The organism is Comamonas sp., assembly GCF_009360615.1.
Classification (GTDB): Bacteria; Pseudomonadota; Gammaproteobacteria; order Burkholderiales; family Burkholderiaceae_C; genus Comamonas.
Genome location: NZ_SPEY01000011.1, coordinates 44,258 through 61,497, shown reverse-complemented (window position 1 = coordinate 61,497; position 17,240 = coordinate 44,258). Strand labels below are relative to the sequence as shown.

Annotated in this window: 13 protein-coding genes and 1 tRNA gene; 6 read left to right on the top strand and 8 right to left on the bottom strand. The window is 58.5% G+C overall.

Annotated elements, in window-relative coordinates:
* Positions 1 to 83: 83 nt before the first annotated feature.
* The 4 genes from E2583_RS02400 to E2583_RS02385 all read right to left on the bottom strand — a co-directional run bounded on the left by E2583_RS02400 (position 84) and on the right by E2583_RS02385 (position 5,067).
* A complete protein-coding gene (locus E2583_RS02400) occupies positions 84 to 1,625 on the bottom strand; it encodes a diguanylate cyclase (protein WP_367158577.1) in 1,542 nt (513 codons plus the stop codon).
* 291 nt (positions 1,626 to 1,916) lie between these two features.
* Positions 1,917 to 2,333: a VOC family protein gene (locus E2583_RS02395; protein ID WP_291593023.1), complete on the bottom strand. Its 417-nt coding sequence runs from the start codon at positions 2,331 to 2,333 to the stop codon at positions 1,917 to 1,919.
* 371 nt (positions 2,334 to 2,704) lie between these two features.
* Positions 2,705 to 3,901, bottom strand: a complete 1,197-nt coding sequence (locus E2583_RS02390; RefSeq protein ID WP_291592880.1) for an MFS transporter — start codon at positions 3,899 to 3,901, stop codon at positions 2,705 to 2,707.
* Entirely contained in the window at positions 3,898 to 5,067 is a 1,170-nt protein-coding gene (locus E2583_RS02385; protein ID WP_291593022.1) for a serine hydrolase, read from the bottom strand. Before E2583_RS02385 ends, E2583_RS02390 begins: the two co-directional genes overlap by 4 nt.
* Before the next feature lie 166 nt (positions 5,068 to 5,233).
* On the opposite strand from E2583_RS02385, the gene E2583_RS02380 reads away from it, so the two are divergent.
* Positions 5,234 to 6,127 carry a LysR family transcriptional regulator gene (locus E2583_RS02380; protein ID WP_291592878.1) on the top strand — a complete coding sequence of 298 codons (894 nt, stop codon included), beginning with the start codon at positions 5,234 to 5,236 and terminating at the stop codon, positions 6,125 to 6,127.
* A gap of 673 nt (positions 6,128 to 6,800) precedes the next feature.
* A tRNA-Gly gene (locus E2583_RS02375) sits at positions 6,801 to 6,874 on the top strand.
* 25 nt (positions 6,875 to 6,899) lie between these two features.
* On the opposite strand, the gene E2583_RS02370 is transcribed toward E2583_RS02375, so the two are convergent.
* Complete coding sequence (locus tag E2583_RS02370; protein WP_291592876.1) at positions 6,900 to 7,460, bottom strand: site-specific integrase; 561 nt, start codon at positions 7,458 to 7,460, stop codon at positions 6,900 to 6,902.
* Positions 7,461 to 7,949: 489 nt separating this feature from the next.
* On the opposite strand from E2583_RS02370, the gene E2583_RS02365 reads away from it, so the two are divergent.
* The gene (locus E2583_RS02365; protein ID WP_291592874.1) at positions 7,950 to 8,378 is read left to right on the top strand and encodes an Hsp20/alpha crystallin family protein; all 429 of its coding nucleotides are present in this window, start codon (positions 7,950 to 7,952) and stop codon (positions 8,376 to 8,378) included.
* A gap of 725 nt (positions 8,379 to 9,103) precedes the next feature.
* Here E2583_RS02365 and E2583_RS02360 read toward each other — a convergent pair.
* Complete coding sequence (locus E2583_RS02360) at positions 9,104 to 9,550, bottom strand: universal stress protein (protein WP_291592872.1); 447 nt, start codon at positions 9,548 to 9,550, stop codon at positions 9,104 to 9,106.
* 326 nt (positions 9,551 to 9,876) lie between these two features.
* Here E2583_RS02360 and E2583_RS02355 point away from each other — a divergent pair, with 326 nt between their 5' ends.
* A complete protein-coding gene (locus tag E2583_RS02355; protein WP_291592870.1) occupies positions 9,877 to 10,302 on the top strand; it encodes a hypothetical protein in 426 nt (141 codons plus the stop codon).
* Positions 10,303 to 10,523: 221 nt separating this feature from the next.
* On the opposite strand, the gene E2583_RS02350 is transcribed toward E2583_RS02355, so the two are convergent.
* Positions 10,524 to 11,204, bottom strand: coding sequence for a hypothetical protein (locus tag E2583_RS02350; protein WP_291592869.1), 681 nt, complete (start codon positions 11,202 to 11,204; stop codon positions 10,524 to 10,526).
* A gap of 1,648 nt (positions 11,205 to 12,852) precedes the next feature.
* Between E2583_RS02350 and E2583_RS02345 the strand changes: the two genes are divergently transcribed.
* Positions 12,853 to 13,329 carry a GNAT family N-acetyltransferase gene (locus E2583_RS02345; RefSeq protein ID WP_291593020.1) on the top strand — a complete coding sequence of 159 codons (477 nt, stop codon included), beginning with the start codon at positions 12,853 to 12,855 and terminating at the stop codon, positions 13,327 to 13,329.
* A gap of 139 nt (positions 13,330 to 13,468) precedes the next feature.
* Positions 13,469 to 13,903, top strand: coding sequence for a hypothetical protein (locus tag E2583_RS02340; RefSeq protein ID WP_291592867.1), 435 nt, complete (start codon positions 13,469 to 13,471; stop codon positions 13,901 to 13,903).
* Positions 13,904 to 15,819: 1,916 nt separating this feature from the next.
* Here the strand turns inward: E2583_RS02340 and E2583_RS02335 are convergent.
* The gene (locus E2583_RS02335; protein WP_367158576.1) at positions 15,820 to 17,232 is read right to left on the bottom strand and encodes an amidohydrolase family protein; all 1,413 of its coding nucleotides are present in this window, start codon (positions 17,230 to 17,232) and stop codon (positions 15,820 to 15,822) included.
* Positions 17,233 to 17,240: the final 8 nt, after the last annotated feature.

Here is a 17,240-nt window from a genome sequence, read left to right as displayed (position 1 = left end):
CCTGAGCTCGCAAGCACACTGAATTTGGCGCTGGAAACTGTTGCGCTGGTGCTTGCGGCGCTGGCCGGATACAGCCGTCCTGGTCAGCCGTGGGCCTGCCGGTCACCGCAACGGTGTCGCGCCGACAGGACTACCTTGTTGCGGCCAGTCATCTTGGCGTTGTAGAGCGCTTCGTCGGCAGCACGGATCACCGTTGCCATATCCGCATCCGCCTGCTGAGGTTCCCACGTTGCGCATCCGATACTGACCGTGATGTGGCCGAAAGCGCTTTCTCTGTGCTCAATGGCCAGCCTGCACACTGCATCACGAATAGTCTCCGCAATGAGCTGCGCTCCATCCAAGGGGGTGTCGGGTAAAACGACGAGGAACTCTTCGCCTCCATAGCGAGCCGCACTATCTCCCGGGCGGCGAATGTGGTTGCCGATGCATTTCGCCACTGTCGCCAAAACGGTGTCGCCAGCTTGGTGTCCGTAGCTGTCGTTGTAGGCCTTGAAACAATCAATATCCACGAATAAGAACGACAGGGCGCGCTGATGACGCCTGGCTCTTCGCCATTCCTGGTCAAGGATTTCGTCGAGCTTGCGTCGGTTGCTCAAGCCGGTCAGCCCGTCGGTGCGCGCCAACATTGCCAGCTCCGACTCTGCGCGCATTTTGCGCTTGAGTTGCACTCCAAAAGCGCAGGACAGACCAATGAATGCCAATGTGAGTGCCCCCATGACAGAGGCAATGAGCAATGTTCTTTGTCGCCAGACCGCATAAATATCGGAATGCGCCTTGGCCACCATGATGATGAAAGGCAGGTTCGGAAGACTCTTGAAGAAATAGAGCCGTCTCGTACCGTCGATATACGAGGTGTCCGAAAAGCTGCCTTCTGGCGCTGTCATGAACTGCTTGAAGGTGCTGGCGCTGCGGATATTGCGTCCTATGACTTGGGCATCATAGGGCTGCCGCATCACCATGGTTCCGTCCTTCCTGATCAGTGCCAGCGATCCATCTGTGCCCAGCGACAGTTCAGAAAATAATTTCTGGAAGTACTCCAGCTGGATGTCAATCAGCACGATGCCGGCGAATGAGCCGTCGGCCCCGGAAATCCGTCGGCTGAGAGGAATGCTCATGGAATCGCCATGCCGTGGCGATACATAGGGATCGCCGACATAGAGACCCAGGTTGGCGCTTTCCTGGTGGGCTTTGAAAAAATCACGATCAGAATAGCTATCGTCCACCGGATTCTCTGCGCCGGCAGTGAGGGTGATTTTTCCGTGCGCATCGAGTACCAGGATCGAACCCAGATACGTCGCGCTTGCAGCCTTGTCGAACAAGGCTGCTTTGCGCACGCGTGGCGACGCGGCCATCAATTCAGGATCGCCGAGTCCCTCGACCACGGCTTGCAGCGACAGCGCGTAGAGCTCGAAGTTCCGAACCAGATCATGTTCGGCGAGCAGGGCAACATCTCGCGATGTGTCCACCGCATGTTCCATTGCATCCAGGCGGCTCTGATAGAGGATGAAGGTACAGATCGCCGTCATCGATAGCGCAACAATCCCTGCGACCAGCGGCATTGCATATGGGGCACCAAAGATGGAGTTGGAGTGACCGAAAAATGCAGACCTGCGAAATACATTCATGTTGTTGCTTCGATGAAGCGAATCGATCTCATCAACTCTGCTTGACTGTGTGGATGACCTACGTGAAGGCGGTCTGAGGGTATCCCCGGTATCTCCGTTCTGTACAGCCTGCATCCGTGGCGCAGACCATCTGTACCAATAGGCCCTTGACTTCGACCGCTTCTGCCAGCATCACAGGATAGTGCTTCCCATGGCAATGCGGTGGCTCGCTTCGGAGCGGGCTGGGTTTTTGTGGCTCAGGGTGGAGCTGGCTGCCATCGCAAAATGGTAGGACCTCTCCGCTCCGAATGATCAATGCGTGTCTGCAGGTCCTTTCAGCTCCAGCTGATTGCCGTCCGGATCGTCGCAATAGATGGAGGGGCCGGTGCCATCCGCTCCATAGCGTCGTTCGGCTTTGCCGGCCTTGAGGCCATGGCCGTGCAAATGGGCGAGGATGGCTGTTTCATCAAAGGGTTCGATGCGCAGGCAGAAAAGATCCACGTTCCTGCGCTCTTCCGAGGCAGCAGGGCCGCCTTTGCGCCCAAGAGGGCCTTGGACATCCACCAGATCAATCATGGAGGCCCCGGCTCGAAGGTGAACCATGCCCAGATCTTCACGACGCTTTGCAAGTTCGCAGCCGAGCACGTCCCGGTAGAAGCGGATGCTTCGCTCCAGGTCGCTGACGCGCAACACGATGTGATCGATGCGTTGAATGTGGAAAGTGCTCATGGCGATCTCCCGTACAGACATAGCAGGGGTCATCATAGGCGCGATGAGAAAGGGCAAGGCAAGCTCCCGGGGAGAATGCCGGGCCCCCTGGGGCTCCGGCCTCGACGTCGGCAATTCTGCCGGGGTCGTTGGAAGAGGATTGTTTGAAGCGCGCTGCGGCCGTCGAGACTGACATGTCGGCAGACACTGGCGCTTATCGTGATCGCCTGATGGCTGGTCGACAGGATCTTGTACATGCCCGGCCTGGTTCCCGTGCTGATCGCCGTGCAACGAGGCTCTCAGACAGGCCGCGGGATTGCTTGGCAGCGATTGCCAATGGGATGCCGGAGTCGGTCATCGCAGCGAGTCAACAGACCGGGCCCGCAGCAGACTCACGTTCTGTCATCAGCCAGCATCGCTTCAGCGCATTTGAAGCGGGTGTCCGAAAGCAGCCGCTGGCAGCCGATGGAAAAGCCAAGCAGTACCAGGAGTGTTGGCTGGAAGGCTTGAGTCCCCCATGCGGCAATCAGCAGTCCCCCTGCCACTCCTCCGCCTGCGATGGCGCAATTCCACGTCGTCACCAACAGGGACTGGGCCATGTCGACCTGCTCGGCGGCGACCTGTGCAAGGGAGGCTTGGAACAGCGTGGCAGAGCCACCGAAGGCGAATCCCCAGGCGGCCATTGCGGCCAGGGCGAGCGGCGAACCTCCCCAGCCTGACCCCAGCATAAGAACAGCGCCACAGAAAAGCAAAATGCTCGCCATCGACAGGCGGTGCAAATGCTGGTCCACGAACAGTCCCGTCAGCCCGATGCCCGGCAAGGCCGCAATACCGAAGATCAGCAACGCCAGGTCAATGCGCACAGGCACTCCCCTGGCAGCCCAAAAAGGCGCGATGTAGGTGTAGAGGATGTTGTGGGCAAGCACGTAGAACAGCACCACCATCAATACCGTCCGCACGCCGGGGGTGCGAATCACGGCGGCCAGGGACCTGCGTTGGCGCTGGTCCTGTCCCGGAAAGTCGGGAAGCCGCAGCCACATCCATGCCCACAGCAGCAGTGCCAGGCTGCTGGTCAAGCCAAAGCACCAGCGCCAGCCCCATGCCAGTCCCAGCCAGCTTCCTGCGGGAATGCCCAGGGACAATGCCAGCGGCGTGCCAGCCATGGCCACTGTAATGGCACGTCCCCGGTGCTGGGCCGCAACCAAGCGGGCGGCATAGCCCGCCAGCAGCGCCCACAGCAATCCGGCAGCCATCCCTGCCACGAGGCGTGCCGCCAAGATGATGGGGAAATGGTCCGAGAAAGCGGTCACGCTGTTGGCCAGTGCAAAGATCGACACGGCGGTCATCAGCAGCGGCCGGCGGCGCATGCTGCCTGTCCATGTCACAAGGGGAATGGCGGCTGCCAGCGAACCCAGAGCATAGGTGGTCACGGTCTGGCCGATCCAGGCTTGCGAGACCCCCAGGTCGAGGGCCATCTGCGGTAGCAGCGCTGCGGGCAAGGCTTCGGTGAGAATGGTGATGAACGCTGCCATGCACAAGGCCAGCAAGTTTGCCCAGGGCAGACCTTGTCGGGGGATAGACGATGTCATGCTTGCAGCCCCCGGTAAACTGCATCCCGCAATGCGGGCACAAATTGACCCGACATCCCCTCGTACATGGTGTTGGTCATGGCAACCACTGTCAGACCCAGAGTGCGGTCCACCCACCAGGCATGGCCGTAGGCACCGCCCCAGCGCCAGGTGCCGATGGACTCGGGCGACTGGGCCAGTGCCGGGTCGCGCAGCACGGAAAAGCCCAGGCCGAAGCCCAGGCCGGGGCCGGCTGCCAGCGCCTGCCCCTGAGTCTGGTCCCGCGCCATTTCGGCGATCAGATGGTCCGGCATCCAGCCGTCCCGACCCGTGCGTAGCGCCTCCAGCAGGCGCAGCAAATCATCTGCCGTGCCCACCATGCCGGCACCGCCGGAAGGAAACGCGTGTTCATCAAAAGCGCGTGAAGGGCTGTAGGTGATACCCACCGTGCCTTCGAATGGCGCCACGACCTCGCCTTCCTGCAAGCGGTGGGGCAGCGGACCTCCATTGACGTAGGCGGTCGCCATGCGCGCTGCATCCCGGCAGGCGAAGCCGGCATCGGCCATGCCCAGGTCGCGCGTCACCAGCGTCTCGATGGCCAGGGGCAGATCCATGCCGCTCGCTGCTTCCACCACCGCGCCGAGCACATCCGTCGCCAGGGAATAGCCCCAGCCAGTGCCTGGCGCATATAGCAGTGGCACGCTGGCGATGCGGCGCAGATTTTCCTGCAGGTTGATGCCGCTCGCATCCATGCCGTCCGATACACCGGCCCGCGCATATGGTCCGTGCATGTCGGGTTCCAGAAAACGGTAGCCCAGACCGGCGGTATGGCTGAGCAACTGGCGCACCGTGACACAGGCCTCGCAGCCATCGGGCATTCGGGGTCGAAATGCCGGCAGCCAGGCCGTGACGGACTGGTCCAGGCAGATGCGGCCTTGTGCCACCAGCCGCAGCACGGCAGCGGTGATCACAGGCTTGCTGGCCGAAGCCCACCGGAACAATGTGTCTTCGGCCATGGCGGTGCCGCCCTCGCGGTCGGCCCAGCCTGCGGCGTATCGGCACAGCGCCTGACCGTGCCGATAGGCCAGCACCACGGCGCCAACCAGGCGCTGCTCGGCCAGGGCACGGTGCACGACCGGCTCGACATGCACCTGAAGCCCGTAAATGGAAGGCTGCACCTCTTTCATCGGAGGGCAAGAAGGGGGAGAAGTCATGGGATTGTGGTCCTCTTTGCTGAGAGACCCAGACCTTATGTGGCATGCGATCCAAGAAAAAGTAGGATAGAGTTCCGGTGTTTAAAGACAAATATGTCCGCAATAAAGGAGGCACACTCCGAAATTCGGCGAACGACGCATGGATAGCCTCAATGCAATGACGGTGTTTGTTCAGGTCGCAGAAACGCGTAGCTTTGTCGCGGCCGGCCGCCTGCTGGGTGTCTCGGCTTCTGCTGTGGGAAAGAGCGTGGCGCGCTTCGAGGAGAGACTGGGAGTGCGGCTGTTTCATCGCAGCACCCGAAGCATCACGCCTACTGCCGAAGGCCTGCTGCTGCTAGAGCGCAGCAGGAGGATTCTCGCGGAGGTCGAGGCCGCGCAGGCGGAGCTGTCTCAGGCCTCAGCGGCCCCGAAAGGACGCTTGCGTGTCAGCCTGCCGCTGGTCAGCACCCTCGTATTGCCGGTGCTGGCCGATTTCATGCGCGAGTACCCCGATATCCAGTTGGACCTCGATTTTTCGGACCGTCTGGTTGATGTGGTGGAGGAGGGCTTCGATGCCGTGGTCCGCACGGGTGTGCCTGCCGATTCCCGGCTGGTGGCTCGCACGCTGGGTCACTTCCAAATGGTGTTGGTCGCGTCCCCCGAATACCTCGCCACCTATGGCACGCCGTGCAGCGTGCAGGATCTGCAGTCCCATCGCTGCCTGCATTTTCGTTGGCCCCACAGTGGCAAGCTGGAGGCCTGGCCGCTTCCTCCAGAGGTGGATGGAGAGTCCCCTAGACTACCGGTGTCCATGGTCTGCAACAACATCGAGACGCGTGCGTGCTTCGCTCTGCAAGGCTGCGGCATCGCCTGCCTGCCGGACTTCGCCGTTCGGCAGGCACTGGCTGACGGCAGGCTGGTGCGCGTCATGTCCGAACAGGTGCAACGAGAGGGGGTCTTTCACATTTTGTGGCCGGCTGGCCGACAGGCCTCACCCAAAGTCAGAGCCTTGGTGGACTTTCTGTGTTTGCGGGTGTTTGCCTCCGACCGATAGGCGGGCAGTCCAGCAAGGCTCCGCCGTGCCCAGGTTGGACAATTCTCGTGGGCAAGGCGCTCATCGGCGACGATGAAATGCATGCCGGCGAGGGCACATTTTCCGGGGGGGAGGTGTACGGAAACCAGGACCCTGAGCCATCATGGCCAAATGGCTGCGACTCGCAGTCTGGTCAATTTCGTCAGTGCTGCGATGGTGCGAGTTGCGATGTCCAAACCGGTGCGATGCAGGGTCTGAAGCATCCCTGCCAACACCCATGCCGTCGAACAGGAAGCAGTCTGCAACGCATCACTGGCGTGCAGGCCTCAAGGCTGAAGAAGCGCTCGCAGCCCGGACCGGGCGTCGTGCTGCGGACTTGTGCCTGATGGTTTGCTGCTGGAGAGAAGAGCGAGTAGCGCTGCAGCGGCCGGGACATTTCGAGATGGCGTAGCGAGCTGGCGGGCCCCGCTGTGGCGCGGGCGTGCAGACAGCTGGCCTGTTTGCGTCCTCGATGGAGCTTGGGCAGCGTTCCCCTGGACCTTCGTATTGTCGAAAACCTGTATGGGACCGTTCAGTGCACGTGGGTTTCACGGGGTTTCGTTGTGCTAGAATTTTCGAAGCACAACAATGTCTTTCTTTGCAAAGACTTCGGCTTGCGGCGGTTTCTTGCACGAAATCATGCGGCTTGCATTGTGCGGGCGTCGTTCAATGGCAGGACTCTTGCTTCCCAAGCAAATAACGTGGGTTCGATTCCCATCGCCCGCTCCAGATTTTCTTTTTTTAAAACAAAGACTTATCGCGATCTTTGTTTTTTTTGGGGGGGAGTTCCTGGCGAGTTTTGTCCGATCAAGGACTTCAGCTTCGCCTGCTCGATATTCCCTGACCGTCGTCCGGCCACCTGGAATAGACGTTCAAAAACATCTCCAAAAAATGCTCCATCTGATTGGCCGCATAGGCCGGCGAGGCTACTGCCATGAGCAGCATCGTCGCATGGGTGTGGGCGCATGGGATTGGGCGGGCGGTAGCGAATTCCCCGCGCCTTGCCCTTGGGCACGCAGATCGGATTGTGAAAGCGCCTCTCGTCTGCGCAGGAATCCCCATGCGTCGGATTGGCAAAGACCGTTTGTGCATCCCCGGGCGCAGCCGGGCTCAGGATGCCGCCGCCCAGGCTGCCGATATGCGACCTCGGGGTCTGTTCCTTCTGCCTTTGCAATGTATCCAGGGCCCGGCAGTTCAGGCTGACGAGGCGTGCCTTATTGGTCTTGGTCTGTTTACGCAGGCCCTTGACGACCGCCTCGTGGATCGGCACCTGCTTCTTGTGCCAGTCGATGTTGTGCCAGCGCAGGGCCGCCATGTCGTTGGCTCACAGGCCGGAGAGGAATCAGACGGCGATCCGGTGGGTGACCGTGGGCGCGGTGTGGGCGCGCGCAGCCGGCAATGATGTCGACGTCGGCACGGTCGGGTGGATCCCGCTGCCCCCTGGTACGGGGGCCGCCGCAACCGGGCTCTGGCCAGGGCGGTGTGACTCCGAGGGACTGACAGACTCGCGTTGCTCGATCCGGACACCGCTCTCGAGCTCTCGGCGAATGGGCTGCATGGTGAAGCCCGGGTGGGTTCGATGAGTGCACACGGCTGTAAGCACCGGCGCATGATGGCGACTTGCCGTGGCGCTCAAGCATCGAATATTTGAGATGAATCAACCAGGCATCGACAAACTTTTTCAACTTCGAAGTTGGCCCAATCTCCGCTCTTGAAACGCTCCATGCAGCTCCTATGTACTCGGTACGGCAAGGTCGACATCGCAAGAACTTGACCGGATGTACTTTTTTCGAAGGAGCAAAAAATGAACTCTCTGATCACCCGTGGAAGTTTGTTCGATGATCTTTTCAAAGATGTGGCGTCTGGCTTCTTTGTGCGCCCGCTGCATGGTGAGTCCCTGCCAGCGGCCTCCGACATCAAGATCGACGTCCAGGAAAATGATGCCGATTTCGTGGTGCATGCGGAGATGCCCGGAGTGTCCAAGGACAAGATCAGCGTGTCCGTGGAGGGGTCTACGGTGCAGATCCGTGCTGAAGTTGAGCAAAAAGACGAGCAGCGCGACAACGGTCGCCTGATTCGTAGCGAGCGCTACTACGGCGCGGTCTCGCGCGGATTCACGCTGCCTTCTGAGGTGGATTCCGCCCAGGCCAAGGCCAAATACACCGACGGCGTATTGAGGCTGACGCTTCCCAAGAAGGCGCAAACTACGTCACAGAGGTTGCTCATCGAGTAACTGGGTCGGCCGCCAGGAGGTCGTCAACTTTCTGAGCGGTTGGCAAGCGCAGAAGCCCGCCAGGTGCGGGCTTCTTTCCCGCTTTTTGCCACGGTGAACCTGGCATGGCTCATCGGCGCAGTTCAGGCGTGTGCGATCATGAAATCTCTGTTTGGTATCGGATTGCTGGTGGTTGTCAGTGCCTTGAGTGCCTGCAAGTACGAAACCCCGAAGCCCCAGCTGGAGGCCATGCCCTCGGCTGTCGAGGGGGGGCAGAAACCACCGCCAGATCCTGCAAGGCAGGCGACGGTGCCGAGAAACGATCCTGCGACTGAGGCAACCCGGCCGCGCTGAACGCGTAGGCCCGTCTCTGCCGCGTGGCCTTGATGGCCGCTTTGTCTGAACGGAGGGCCGGGCAGGGCACGCCTTCGGCGGTTGCCACGACTGCTTGTGCCCGATGTCCTCGCGCAAGGCCTTGTACCGTGCAGAGGACCTCTGATGCTCTGCGCGGCTGTCGACTTGGTGATCAGGTCTTCGGCCGCGTCCAGCGTTTACCGCGTCCTGACGCAGCCGACGATTCTCCAACTGGGTTCGCACATGAACGATCCCGGCATGCGCTCCGGAACGTGGCAGGAACCTGGGACGGGTAACGGCCCGCGCCCGCCGACCTGCTTCATGACCCGGACAACTGCCCTCGCGTCACATGCGCCCCGGATAGGCCATGGTGAGGAGGGACGACGACGTCTTTATTTCGGTCTGTGCACCAGCACCGGAATGCTGCTGTTGACCAGCACGCGCTGGGTTTCGCTGCCCAGCAGAATGCCGGCGATGCCCTTGCGGCCGTGCGATGCCATGCAGATCAGGTCACAGTGGCTGTCCTCGGCCTGCTGGATGATGGCCTGGTGCACCGAGAAGTTCATCGTCCTTGCCGTCTTGCAGCCCACTCCCTCGGTCCTGGCAATGTCCAGCACGGCCTGCAGCACCCTGTCGGCGGTGTGTTCGGCATCTTTGCGCAGCTCGCTGGGGTTGTAGGCCACCATTCCTTCGCCACTGTACATCAGCGCCGAATAATCCGGCATCACATACAGCACCGTCACTTCGGAGCCTTGCTCTTTTGCCAGCTGCAGGCCGGCGCGTAGCGCGGCTTCGGAGAGTTTCGAGCCGTCTGTCGGAATCAGAATGTGCTTGAACATTTTCAGCCTCCTTGTGCGCGTGCGCTTTGGTGGTTGTCAATCCAGCCGAACGCTTGCACAAGCCATACTCACACTCCGGGGTCGCCGATGCAACACCCTTAAGTGGGTATTCAAGCGGTGTTTGATGGGCAAGCGAAGGCCTGAAATTCAGGGAAATCCGGCCTCGGCGATTACCTTTCAAGCTCAGGCTGCTATCGAAAGTACACCTGGCGGTATGTGCAGCCTGAGGGATGCCGGACGTCGCTTGCCGGTGGCGCACAGCCTTCCGCATCGGTGGTGCAGATCGGCGCGGTAGTACGATTCGCCTGTAGCAACTTGGAGTGGGTATGGGCAAATCGACGTATCGCGCATTGGTGATTGCTTCGCTGGGCATCCCCTTGCTCGGAATGCTGGCGGAATATGGCTTCGATCTGGTGCCCCGAGAGCTGACCGATCTATCCCAGAGCCTTTTGATGCAGTCGGAGGTCGGCCCCACGGACTGGATCTTCTTGCTGGCGCTCTCGGTGCTCGTGGTGCTCGGCCTCATTTCCTTTTACGGGCTGCTGCGGTTCAGAGCATGGGCGCCTCGGTTGACCCTATGGTCTTCTGTTGCGACTGCCGTCGTCGCATGTTTCAGCCCGCCGATTGTGCTGTCCGGCTTGGGGAACGCGACATCGGGCTTGGGCTTTGCGCTGTTTGGCGCAGTGCTTGCATTGCCGTACTATGCACCCGAAGTGCGAGAGATGTTCTGGCCCCCGAAGGAAGAGGCCTGAACCAAAGCTCCCCCAAAAGTGCTTTGGTAGAGGCAGGCGCTCGAGGCGATCAAAGCAGACGATCTGGGCGTCATGCGCAGCATGCCCGGCGCTGGCGCTGGTCTGCGGCCAAGCGGGGCAAGGAAGACCTCTGCATCACTCGATTGGCATCTGTGTCATCGACCATCGAAAGCCGATGGGTGCGCGTGGCGTAGGTTCGTGAGGAGGGCTCTGTCCCCCGGTCAATTGGTCGCAAAGCAGTACATCAACCCGGCGCTGCCGCTTTGCTGGAGCTGCTCGATGCTGCAGCCGCGCGTGCCGTGCGATGAGTTCCATGAGGCATTGGCCACAGGGTCGGGGTTGGTGCCCTGGTGGTCGTGGTGGCCCACGATGGCAGAGCCACCGTCGCTCCTGGTCCAGTTGCCGCAGGTGGTGTCCTTGCCGGGCTCGGGCACGGCTACGGTGCCGTCAGGGCGCGAGCCGGTGAGGATGTCGTGGCGGTTGACCTCGTCACCAAAGCCCGAGACGACTTCGCCCTTTTCGGTCAGCGAGGTGTCTTTTCCGACCTTGGCATTCGCGCTGTGCAGGTCGGCCACGCTGGTGGCAATGACAACGCCCTTGGCGTTGCGCCACGGGCCGTTGCCGATGCGGTCGCGCGCATTGACGGCAGGCTGTCCGTTCAGCGCCGCATTGCTCAGGTAAGCGCGCCAGGTCTTGTTGCCCGCGCCCACGCTGGCGGCCAGCGACTGGCAGTAGCGGTCTGCCCCGGCCAGCCCGCCCAGGTCGCCGCCCTTGCCGGGGTTGGTGCTGGTGATGAAGAAGCTCATGCGGTTGCCGCCCGACGACCCCATGGCACCGCAACCCACAATCAGTGCGGCAGCCGCAAGGGCGGTGCTGGCGGAAAGAACCAAACGACGGGACATGGCAGGCTCCTGAGCAATAGTGGAGCCCGCAGGCTAGCGCAATGGGGTGTCAGCGGCAATATGGGTGGGGCTGTGAGTTGAATCCACCGCCATGGCCGTTGCTTGGATCAACAGTGCAGCTTTTGCATGTTCGCTCGCTATCATTGCCCTGCAAGAGTCTTTCGATCCGGGTGACAAGTGCGGTTGATTTGTCGTCCAAATCTGGTGAGGTGTATGCGCACTGACGTTCAAAAAAAAACTACTCCACTCGCAGCTTGTCTTACGTTTGGACTGTTTTCACCTATCCTCGTTAGCTTCCTTGGCCGAGGAACCCTTGCGACTTGTGTCGCTGTGTTTGGTTGGATATGTTTTTTGGCCATTGCAATCATTTATCCGATGTTTTCGATTAGGAACGGCGTTATATGGACGCGAACGTCTACGGCCTACAGAGCAGATGAGCCCGTCCGCTTTTGGGTAGGGCTGATTGCGTTGGAGGCAGTGATGCTGTTGTTTTTATCGTTAGCGACTTTTGCGCTGTACGCATATTTGAATCGACCAATCTAAATGTCCGGGCAAGCAGGGCGGTGTCCTTAAATTGCGCCGCAGTCGTCGGTCAGGATTTTCTCACGCAGGCTGAGTGGTTACACTTGGACGCGATAGGTCTTACAGCACACTTTTTGAAGGTCAGACATGCGTCGTGAGGCTACGGTCTTTGGTGGGCTTATCTTGGCTCTTGGTGTGTTCGGTATTGCGAATGGAAGCGCCATTTTGATACGCGGTGCTATCCATGCCGAAGGAACCAGCTGCAAGACAATCTGTGGGATCTCGCGCTTGTTTGCCGAGCTTTTTACACCAGCGATTGGAGCCGCCTCGGCGGGAGCGATCTGCTTGCTATTGGGCTCGTGCTTGGCTTTGGTGGGTTACCTGGTGCTGAGAGGCAGGCAAAGGGTACGGCCTTGAAAGGCCGCAGTGGGTCAAGCGGAGGCGGCTCTACCGGCCAAGACGATGCCTTCGCTGTTAGCATGACTAAATGTGGAAATCCTTGCAAATCATGCTGGCCGCTGCCTTCGTTTTTTCAATGATTGGAGCTATGGGCGCATGCATGTCATGCGTAATCGGCGGGTTTTGTAGCGTCGCGTTGATCTACCTATTCGCGTTGCCAAGTGAGCTGCCGTTATGGCCGGCGATGCTGGTCGTGCTTCTATCGGGGGGTGTGGGTCTTTGGTGGGAGCGCCAGAGCTCACGCAGTTCCGAGATGTAAAGACCCGAGCCATGCCCAGAACTCCTTCTGCACCCATAAAACTAGCGCGATCTGATGTGCTCGATGGGGATTCCGTCGTCCCGGAAGAGTATCAATGGTGGACGCGCATCATTTTTGTGGCACTGAGTGCAGTCTTTGCGGTCTTGATGTTTAGCCTGCTGCGTTCGTTTGTAACGCTTCAAGACTATGCAGGTGCTATGTAGATTGGCTTGCTTGCATTGATTGCTGCATTTTTTGCAATCTTGGCGACCCCCATCCGATTTCAAGATGGATTTATGCGGCCGATACTGATCTGTGGATTAATATTGGATGTAATAATCAATATTCTCATTATTGTGAAATGATGTTTAGTCTTCTTTCTTTGGAAGAAGAATATCAACCGCGATGAAAATCAAAAAGGTCTGTCCTATGGATGAAAACAACGTGGTAACCGGTTTCGTGGTAAGAGCCATTCAACCCAAAGACTTTGATCAGTGGCTATCGCTTTGGGACGGCTACAACACTTTCTATGGACGGAAGGGGGCTAGTGCACCGGCCAAAGAAATTACCGAGACCACTTGGGAACGCTTCTTCAATCCCATTGAGCCGGTATTTGCGTTGGTTGCGGAGCACGATGGAGAAGTGGTCGGCCTGGCCCATTACCTGTTTCATCGCAGCACCACCCGGCTTGGCCCGGTCTGCTACCTGCAGGATCTGTTCACGGCCCCCACACGGCGCAAGCTCGGAATTGGCAAGGCCCTCATTCACAAGGTCTACGAGCAAGCCACGCTGGCTGGCGCGAGTCGGGTGTACTGGCAAACGCAGGCCGCCAATGAAGCCGGCCGCGCGCTCTATGACAAGTTGGCCAGACATGCCGGGTTTATCGTTTACAGCCATGAGCTGTAGTCTGCCGCGTCATCCAGGCGCGATGAGGTGGCAATTTGGGTTGAGTTGTGAATGCATAGCCAGGAGCAGACAGTAGCGCGCTGGCAGTGCAGTTCATATAGGATGCGGACGAAATAACTCTAACGTTTGGGATTTTTATATGCGTATCTCTGGCTACATCGTAGTACCAGCTTTTTTGGTTGTAGGTCCTCCACTAGGTGCAATGGTTTTTTGGCTATTGACAGTGGGTGGTCCTTTTTTCATGGCGGAAGCAATCGACACTCGAGCATGGTTAAGCACTAAAGAATTGTTGAGTATTTATTTGATAAATAGTTATTTTTTAGGACTCCTACCAGCGGCAGCAGCGAGTGTCTGCTATCTGATCGGAATACGTAAAAATTGGCCTTTTTATATGGCTATTGGCGTTACTTGCCTTGTTGGTCTTATGGCAGCTGGCTTATTGCCTATAAGCTCAGGACTGCTTGACGAAGTTGCCTTAAGCATGACGGCGGCTGGTGCTGTATCGGCATTTCTTATCGCTCTATTCTTCGAGTCGATCAGAAAATGGAAGACATCGGTGATAGAGCCGCTCTGAGCGACTGCGGCGGAGGAGACCGCGACAGTTGAAGATCGGCCAAGAGTTGCAGACCAGACATAAACCAAGCTATGCATCAAGTCACACTCACAATTAATAATTTGGAAAGAACCACTCAAGAGATGGCGAGATATCAAAAATTCGCTTACTTGACGTTTAAGACTGATGATGGAAAATTACAATGGTGGTGTATAGATGGGTGGCCACATATTTTTGAGGGGATGACGGTCACTGCTTTGCTGTCGGACCCAATGAGGCCAAATCGCTCGAACAGAGTTCTGGGCTGGATATGCCATGATACGGGGGACGAGGCATACTGCTCTCAGCCCCCAATGGCTCATTGTGCTGGAATTTTCGCGATTGCGGCAGCTCTTTTATTTTTGAAGATAAATGCGGAGATATCAAACCCTCCTCTTCTGATTTTTGGGATTGTTTCCCTATTGTGTTGAGTTGTATATATTTCAAAGTTTTTACAGCAACGGCTTATTAGAAAGCTACGAAGTATCAGGGAAAATACTGTCGGCTATACTTCATTTCATTGACATGGTCAATGAACCTCCAGAGTCGATCACGCACTTGGTTTTTGCCAAGCTCCAGATTGACGTTTAGGCAGAGTAGGGCATCATCGGGTGCGGCAATAGTTTGAAATTGGGTTGGCAATCAACACTGACATCACGTTCAGCCTCTGCATCAAGGAATAGATCCAATGGAAGAGATATTTTTTTGGATGGTTGGCGGGCTAGTGATTGCAGCTCTTGGGGTGTTTCCCCTGGTGGCGCTTGTTGTTCAAGTGTTCAGGGATGTCCGCGGAAAGCGGCGTAATCTACGCGGCAGCTGCTATGCGTGCGCAAGCAGTCGTACCCCGTTGATTCCGATAGTTCACTACAAAGGCAACACCTTTATGTACTGCGTTGATTGCGTGAAACGGCAGGAGGCGCTATCTCGTGCGCTTGGCTATCTTGCCGTGGTAGTCCTTACCGCAGCAGTAGTCGGATGGCTTACGCTTAGATCCTAAGGAAGGTCAATCTCTCAAAGTATTGCGGTTTGCGCTTGCCTGTGCATCCTGACAGAAGCGGACAAAGAAATTGAAATGAGCAAAAGGCTGGTAGACGGAAAATTGCGATAGCTGTCCTCATGGCGGTATTGCTGGAAGGAGTATTTATCGCAGTTGGGCCATTTAAGAGTCATGCGACTGCAATTCAGTTCATCCTTGCCTTTTACGCACTTTGGTCTGGGCTTGGAGATTCATGCTGCCCACTGCTATCGCACTTGCGATCTGGCAATATGTTGTTCCTGCAAACATGCCATATTCTGTAGCTTTTGGTCCCGTTATTCTAGCTATGGGAATCGCGGCTGGCATTTTTTAGCATTTACGCCATCGAAATGCTATTGGCAAGACTGAGATGCCGTAATCCCCAGCTCCCAATCGTCCTCGTAAAATGGATGCCTCAGTTGACGTATTGGGTCGTTTACAGACTTCGGTGTTGCTGCTTCCCGTGTCACTGGCCACGCAGACCAGAGGCCGCAAGCACTGAGTTGCCTAGGGATTTTTTGGGACTTTCAGGGGGCGCGACGGGAATTGAAATGATGGCGCTCAGCGGGCGATGACCCCGTTCATCCCCCTTAAACCCCGGCTTGATCGGTTCGATTCCGATCGCCCCAATGTGTTGCCTGGGGCCTATCAATCGCCTGACAGCATGGCTCTCTGGAAAGAAATAGGTTGGAGGCTCCTACCTGCCGCGCGGCAGAGAATCGCCCCCCACTGGTTGGCTTGTTTCTTGCCAGCATGCCTTTCAGCCTGATTGCGACGGCACTTGCAGATCGGACAGAGCCAAGCCGCGATGGGGAAGGCTTGCCCCTGTGCTTCTGCGGTGAACCGCTCCCGGAACCTGCCTGTTCATGGCCGAGGATGAATGTCACAGGGTCAGCAGCGCCTGGACTTCGTTCTTTGCTTGCAATCCCAGCAGCCTGAGATCGAGGCCCATGGGCTTGTCGTTTTCGAGAATGATTTTCCCATTGCACAGCAGCCACTTGATAGGGGGCCTGCCGCCGCTGACGATGGGGCCGATGGCCAGGTCATGCAGACCAAAGTATCTGGGATCATCCAGGGCGTAGACTGCCAGATCGGCTGCCATGCCGGGCGCCAGATGGCCTACGCCGTCAAAGCCCAGCATCTGTGCACCGCTCTGGCTGGCCCAGTGAATGATCTGTTCCACGGTGGTGGCATCACCGCCTTCCTCGCCATGGCCCTCAGGTCGGGCTCGTGCGAGTGTGCCGGCTTGGGCGCGATGCAGCAGCCAGGCGAAATGCAGCTCGCTGATCATGTCGGCCGCTTCGTTGGATGCAGCACCGTCCACGCCCATGCCCACCGGTGCTCCCATCCTTGCCAGCATCGTAGCGGGGGCAATGCCGTCTGCCAGCCGGGCGTTGCTTTGCGGGCAGTGGGCAAGGCCGGTGCGGGTTTCGCTCAGCATCCTGATTTCCGCAGGGCTCAGATGGACCAGGTGCGCGAGCCAGACGTCAGGGCCCAGCCATTCGTTCCGGGCCAGATATTCGATGGGCAGGCAGTCGAATCTTTCACGGCAATGCTCGATATAGGCCACGGATTCGGACATATGGCTGTGCAGTCGCAAGCCCATGGAGCGCGCGGCCCTGGCGACCTCCTTGAGCTCCTGCGTGGGCAGAGACACATGCACCGAGGTGGGTGCTACGGCGACCTTGCTCATGGCCAAGGGCCCGTTCTGGTGAAAGTGCGAGGCGGTGGCTTGTACCGAGGCCAGCATCTGGTCCAGTGTCTCCGTGGCCTGTTGCAATCTCTCATGCTCTTCCAGCTTGCGTGTGACGGTGGCTCCGCCGCGCAGCAGCATGAAGCGCATGCCCAAGGTGCGGGCCTCCTCGAACAGGATGGCTGCCGCATCAAAGTCCTGGCCGGGCTGGAATAGATAGTGATGGTCGGCCACCGTGGTGCAGCCAGAACGCATCAACTCCACGAGGCCGATACGCGCGGCAATGCGCAGCCGCTTTTCATCGAATCCGCGTCGGTAGCTGAACGGAACGGCCTGCAGCCAGGGGCTGAGCGTCAGGTGGATGCCCGAAGGAATGCCTTTGAGCAGGGACTGGAACAGATGATGGTGGGTATTGACGAAGCCGGGATAGATGACGCAGCCATCGGCGTCGAGTTGCTGCTCGGCAGGCGCAGGCCTCAGGCCTGTGCCCATTTCGGTGATGACGCCATTTTCAATGCGTATATCGCTGACCGGGCTTCGGGCCTTGTCTCCTGACTGCCCGGTCATGATGGCGGTGGCATTGCGGATCAGATAGCGGTTCATCATTGCGT

Excerpts from the sequence above, each read along its gene's own strand:
- E2583_RS02400 (WP_367158577.1), bottom strand. The coding sequence starts at position 1,625 with ATGAATGTATTTCGCAGGTCTGCATTTTTCGGTCACTCCAACTCCATC.
- E2583_RS02395 (WP_291593023.1), bottom strand. The coding sequence starts at position 2,333 with ATGAGCACTTTCCACATTCAACGCATCGATCACATCGTGTTGCGCGTC.
- E2583_RS02390 (WP_291592880.1), bottom strand. The coding sequence starts at position 3,901 with ATGACATCGTCTATCCCCCGACAAGGTCTGCCCTGGGCAAACTTGCTG.
- E2583_RS02385 (WP_291593022.1), bottom strand. The coding sequence starts at position 5,067 with ATGAAAGAGGTGCAGCCTTCCATTTACGGGCTTCAGGTGCATGTCGAG.
- E2583_RS02380 (WP_291592878.1), top strand. The coding sequence starts at position 5,234 with ATGGATAGCCTCAATGCAATGACGGTGTTTGTTCAGGTCGCAGAAACG.
- E2583_RS02370 (WP_291592876.1), bottom strand. The coding sequence starts at position 7,460 with ATGGCGGCCCTGCGCTGGCACAACATCGACTGGCACAAGAAGCAGGTG.
- E2583_RS02365 (WP_291592874.1), top strand. The coding sequence starts at position 7,950 with ATGAACTCTCTGATCACCCGTGGAAGTTTGTTCGATGATCTTTTCAAA.
- E2583_RS02360 (WP_291592872.1), bottom strand. The coding sequence starts at position 9,550 with ATGTTCAAGCACATTCTGATTCCGACAGACGGCTCGAAACTCTCCGAA.
- E2583_RS02355 (WP_291592870.1), top strand. The coding sequence starts at position 9,877 with ATGGGCAAATCGACGTATCGCGCATTGGTGATTGCTTCGCTGGGCATC.
- E2583_RS02350 (WP_291592869.1), bottom strand. The coding sequence starts at position 11,204 with ATGTCCCGTCGTTTGGTTCTTTCCGCCAGCACCGCCCTTGCGGCTGCC.
- E2583_RS02345 (WP_291593020.1), top strand. The coding sequence starts at position 12,853 with ATGGATGAAAACAACGTGGTAACCGGTTTCGTGGTAAGAGCCATTCAA.
- E2583_RS02340 (WP_291592867.1), top strand. The coding sequence starts at position 13,469 with ATGCGTATCTCTGGCTACATCGTAGTACCAGCTTTTTTGGTTGTAGGT.
- E2583_RS02335 (WP_367158576.1), bottom strand. The coding sequence starts at position 17,232 with ATGAACCGCTATCTGATCCGCAATGCCACCGCCATCATGACCGGGCAG.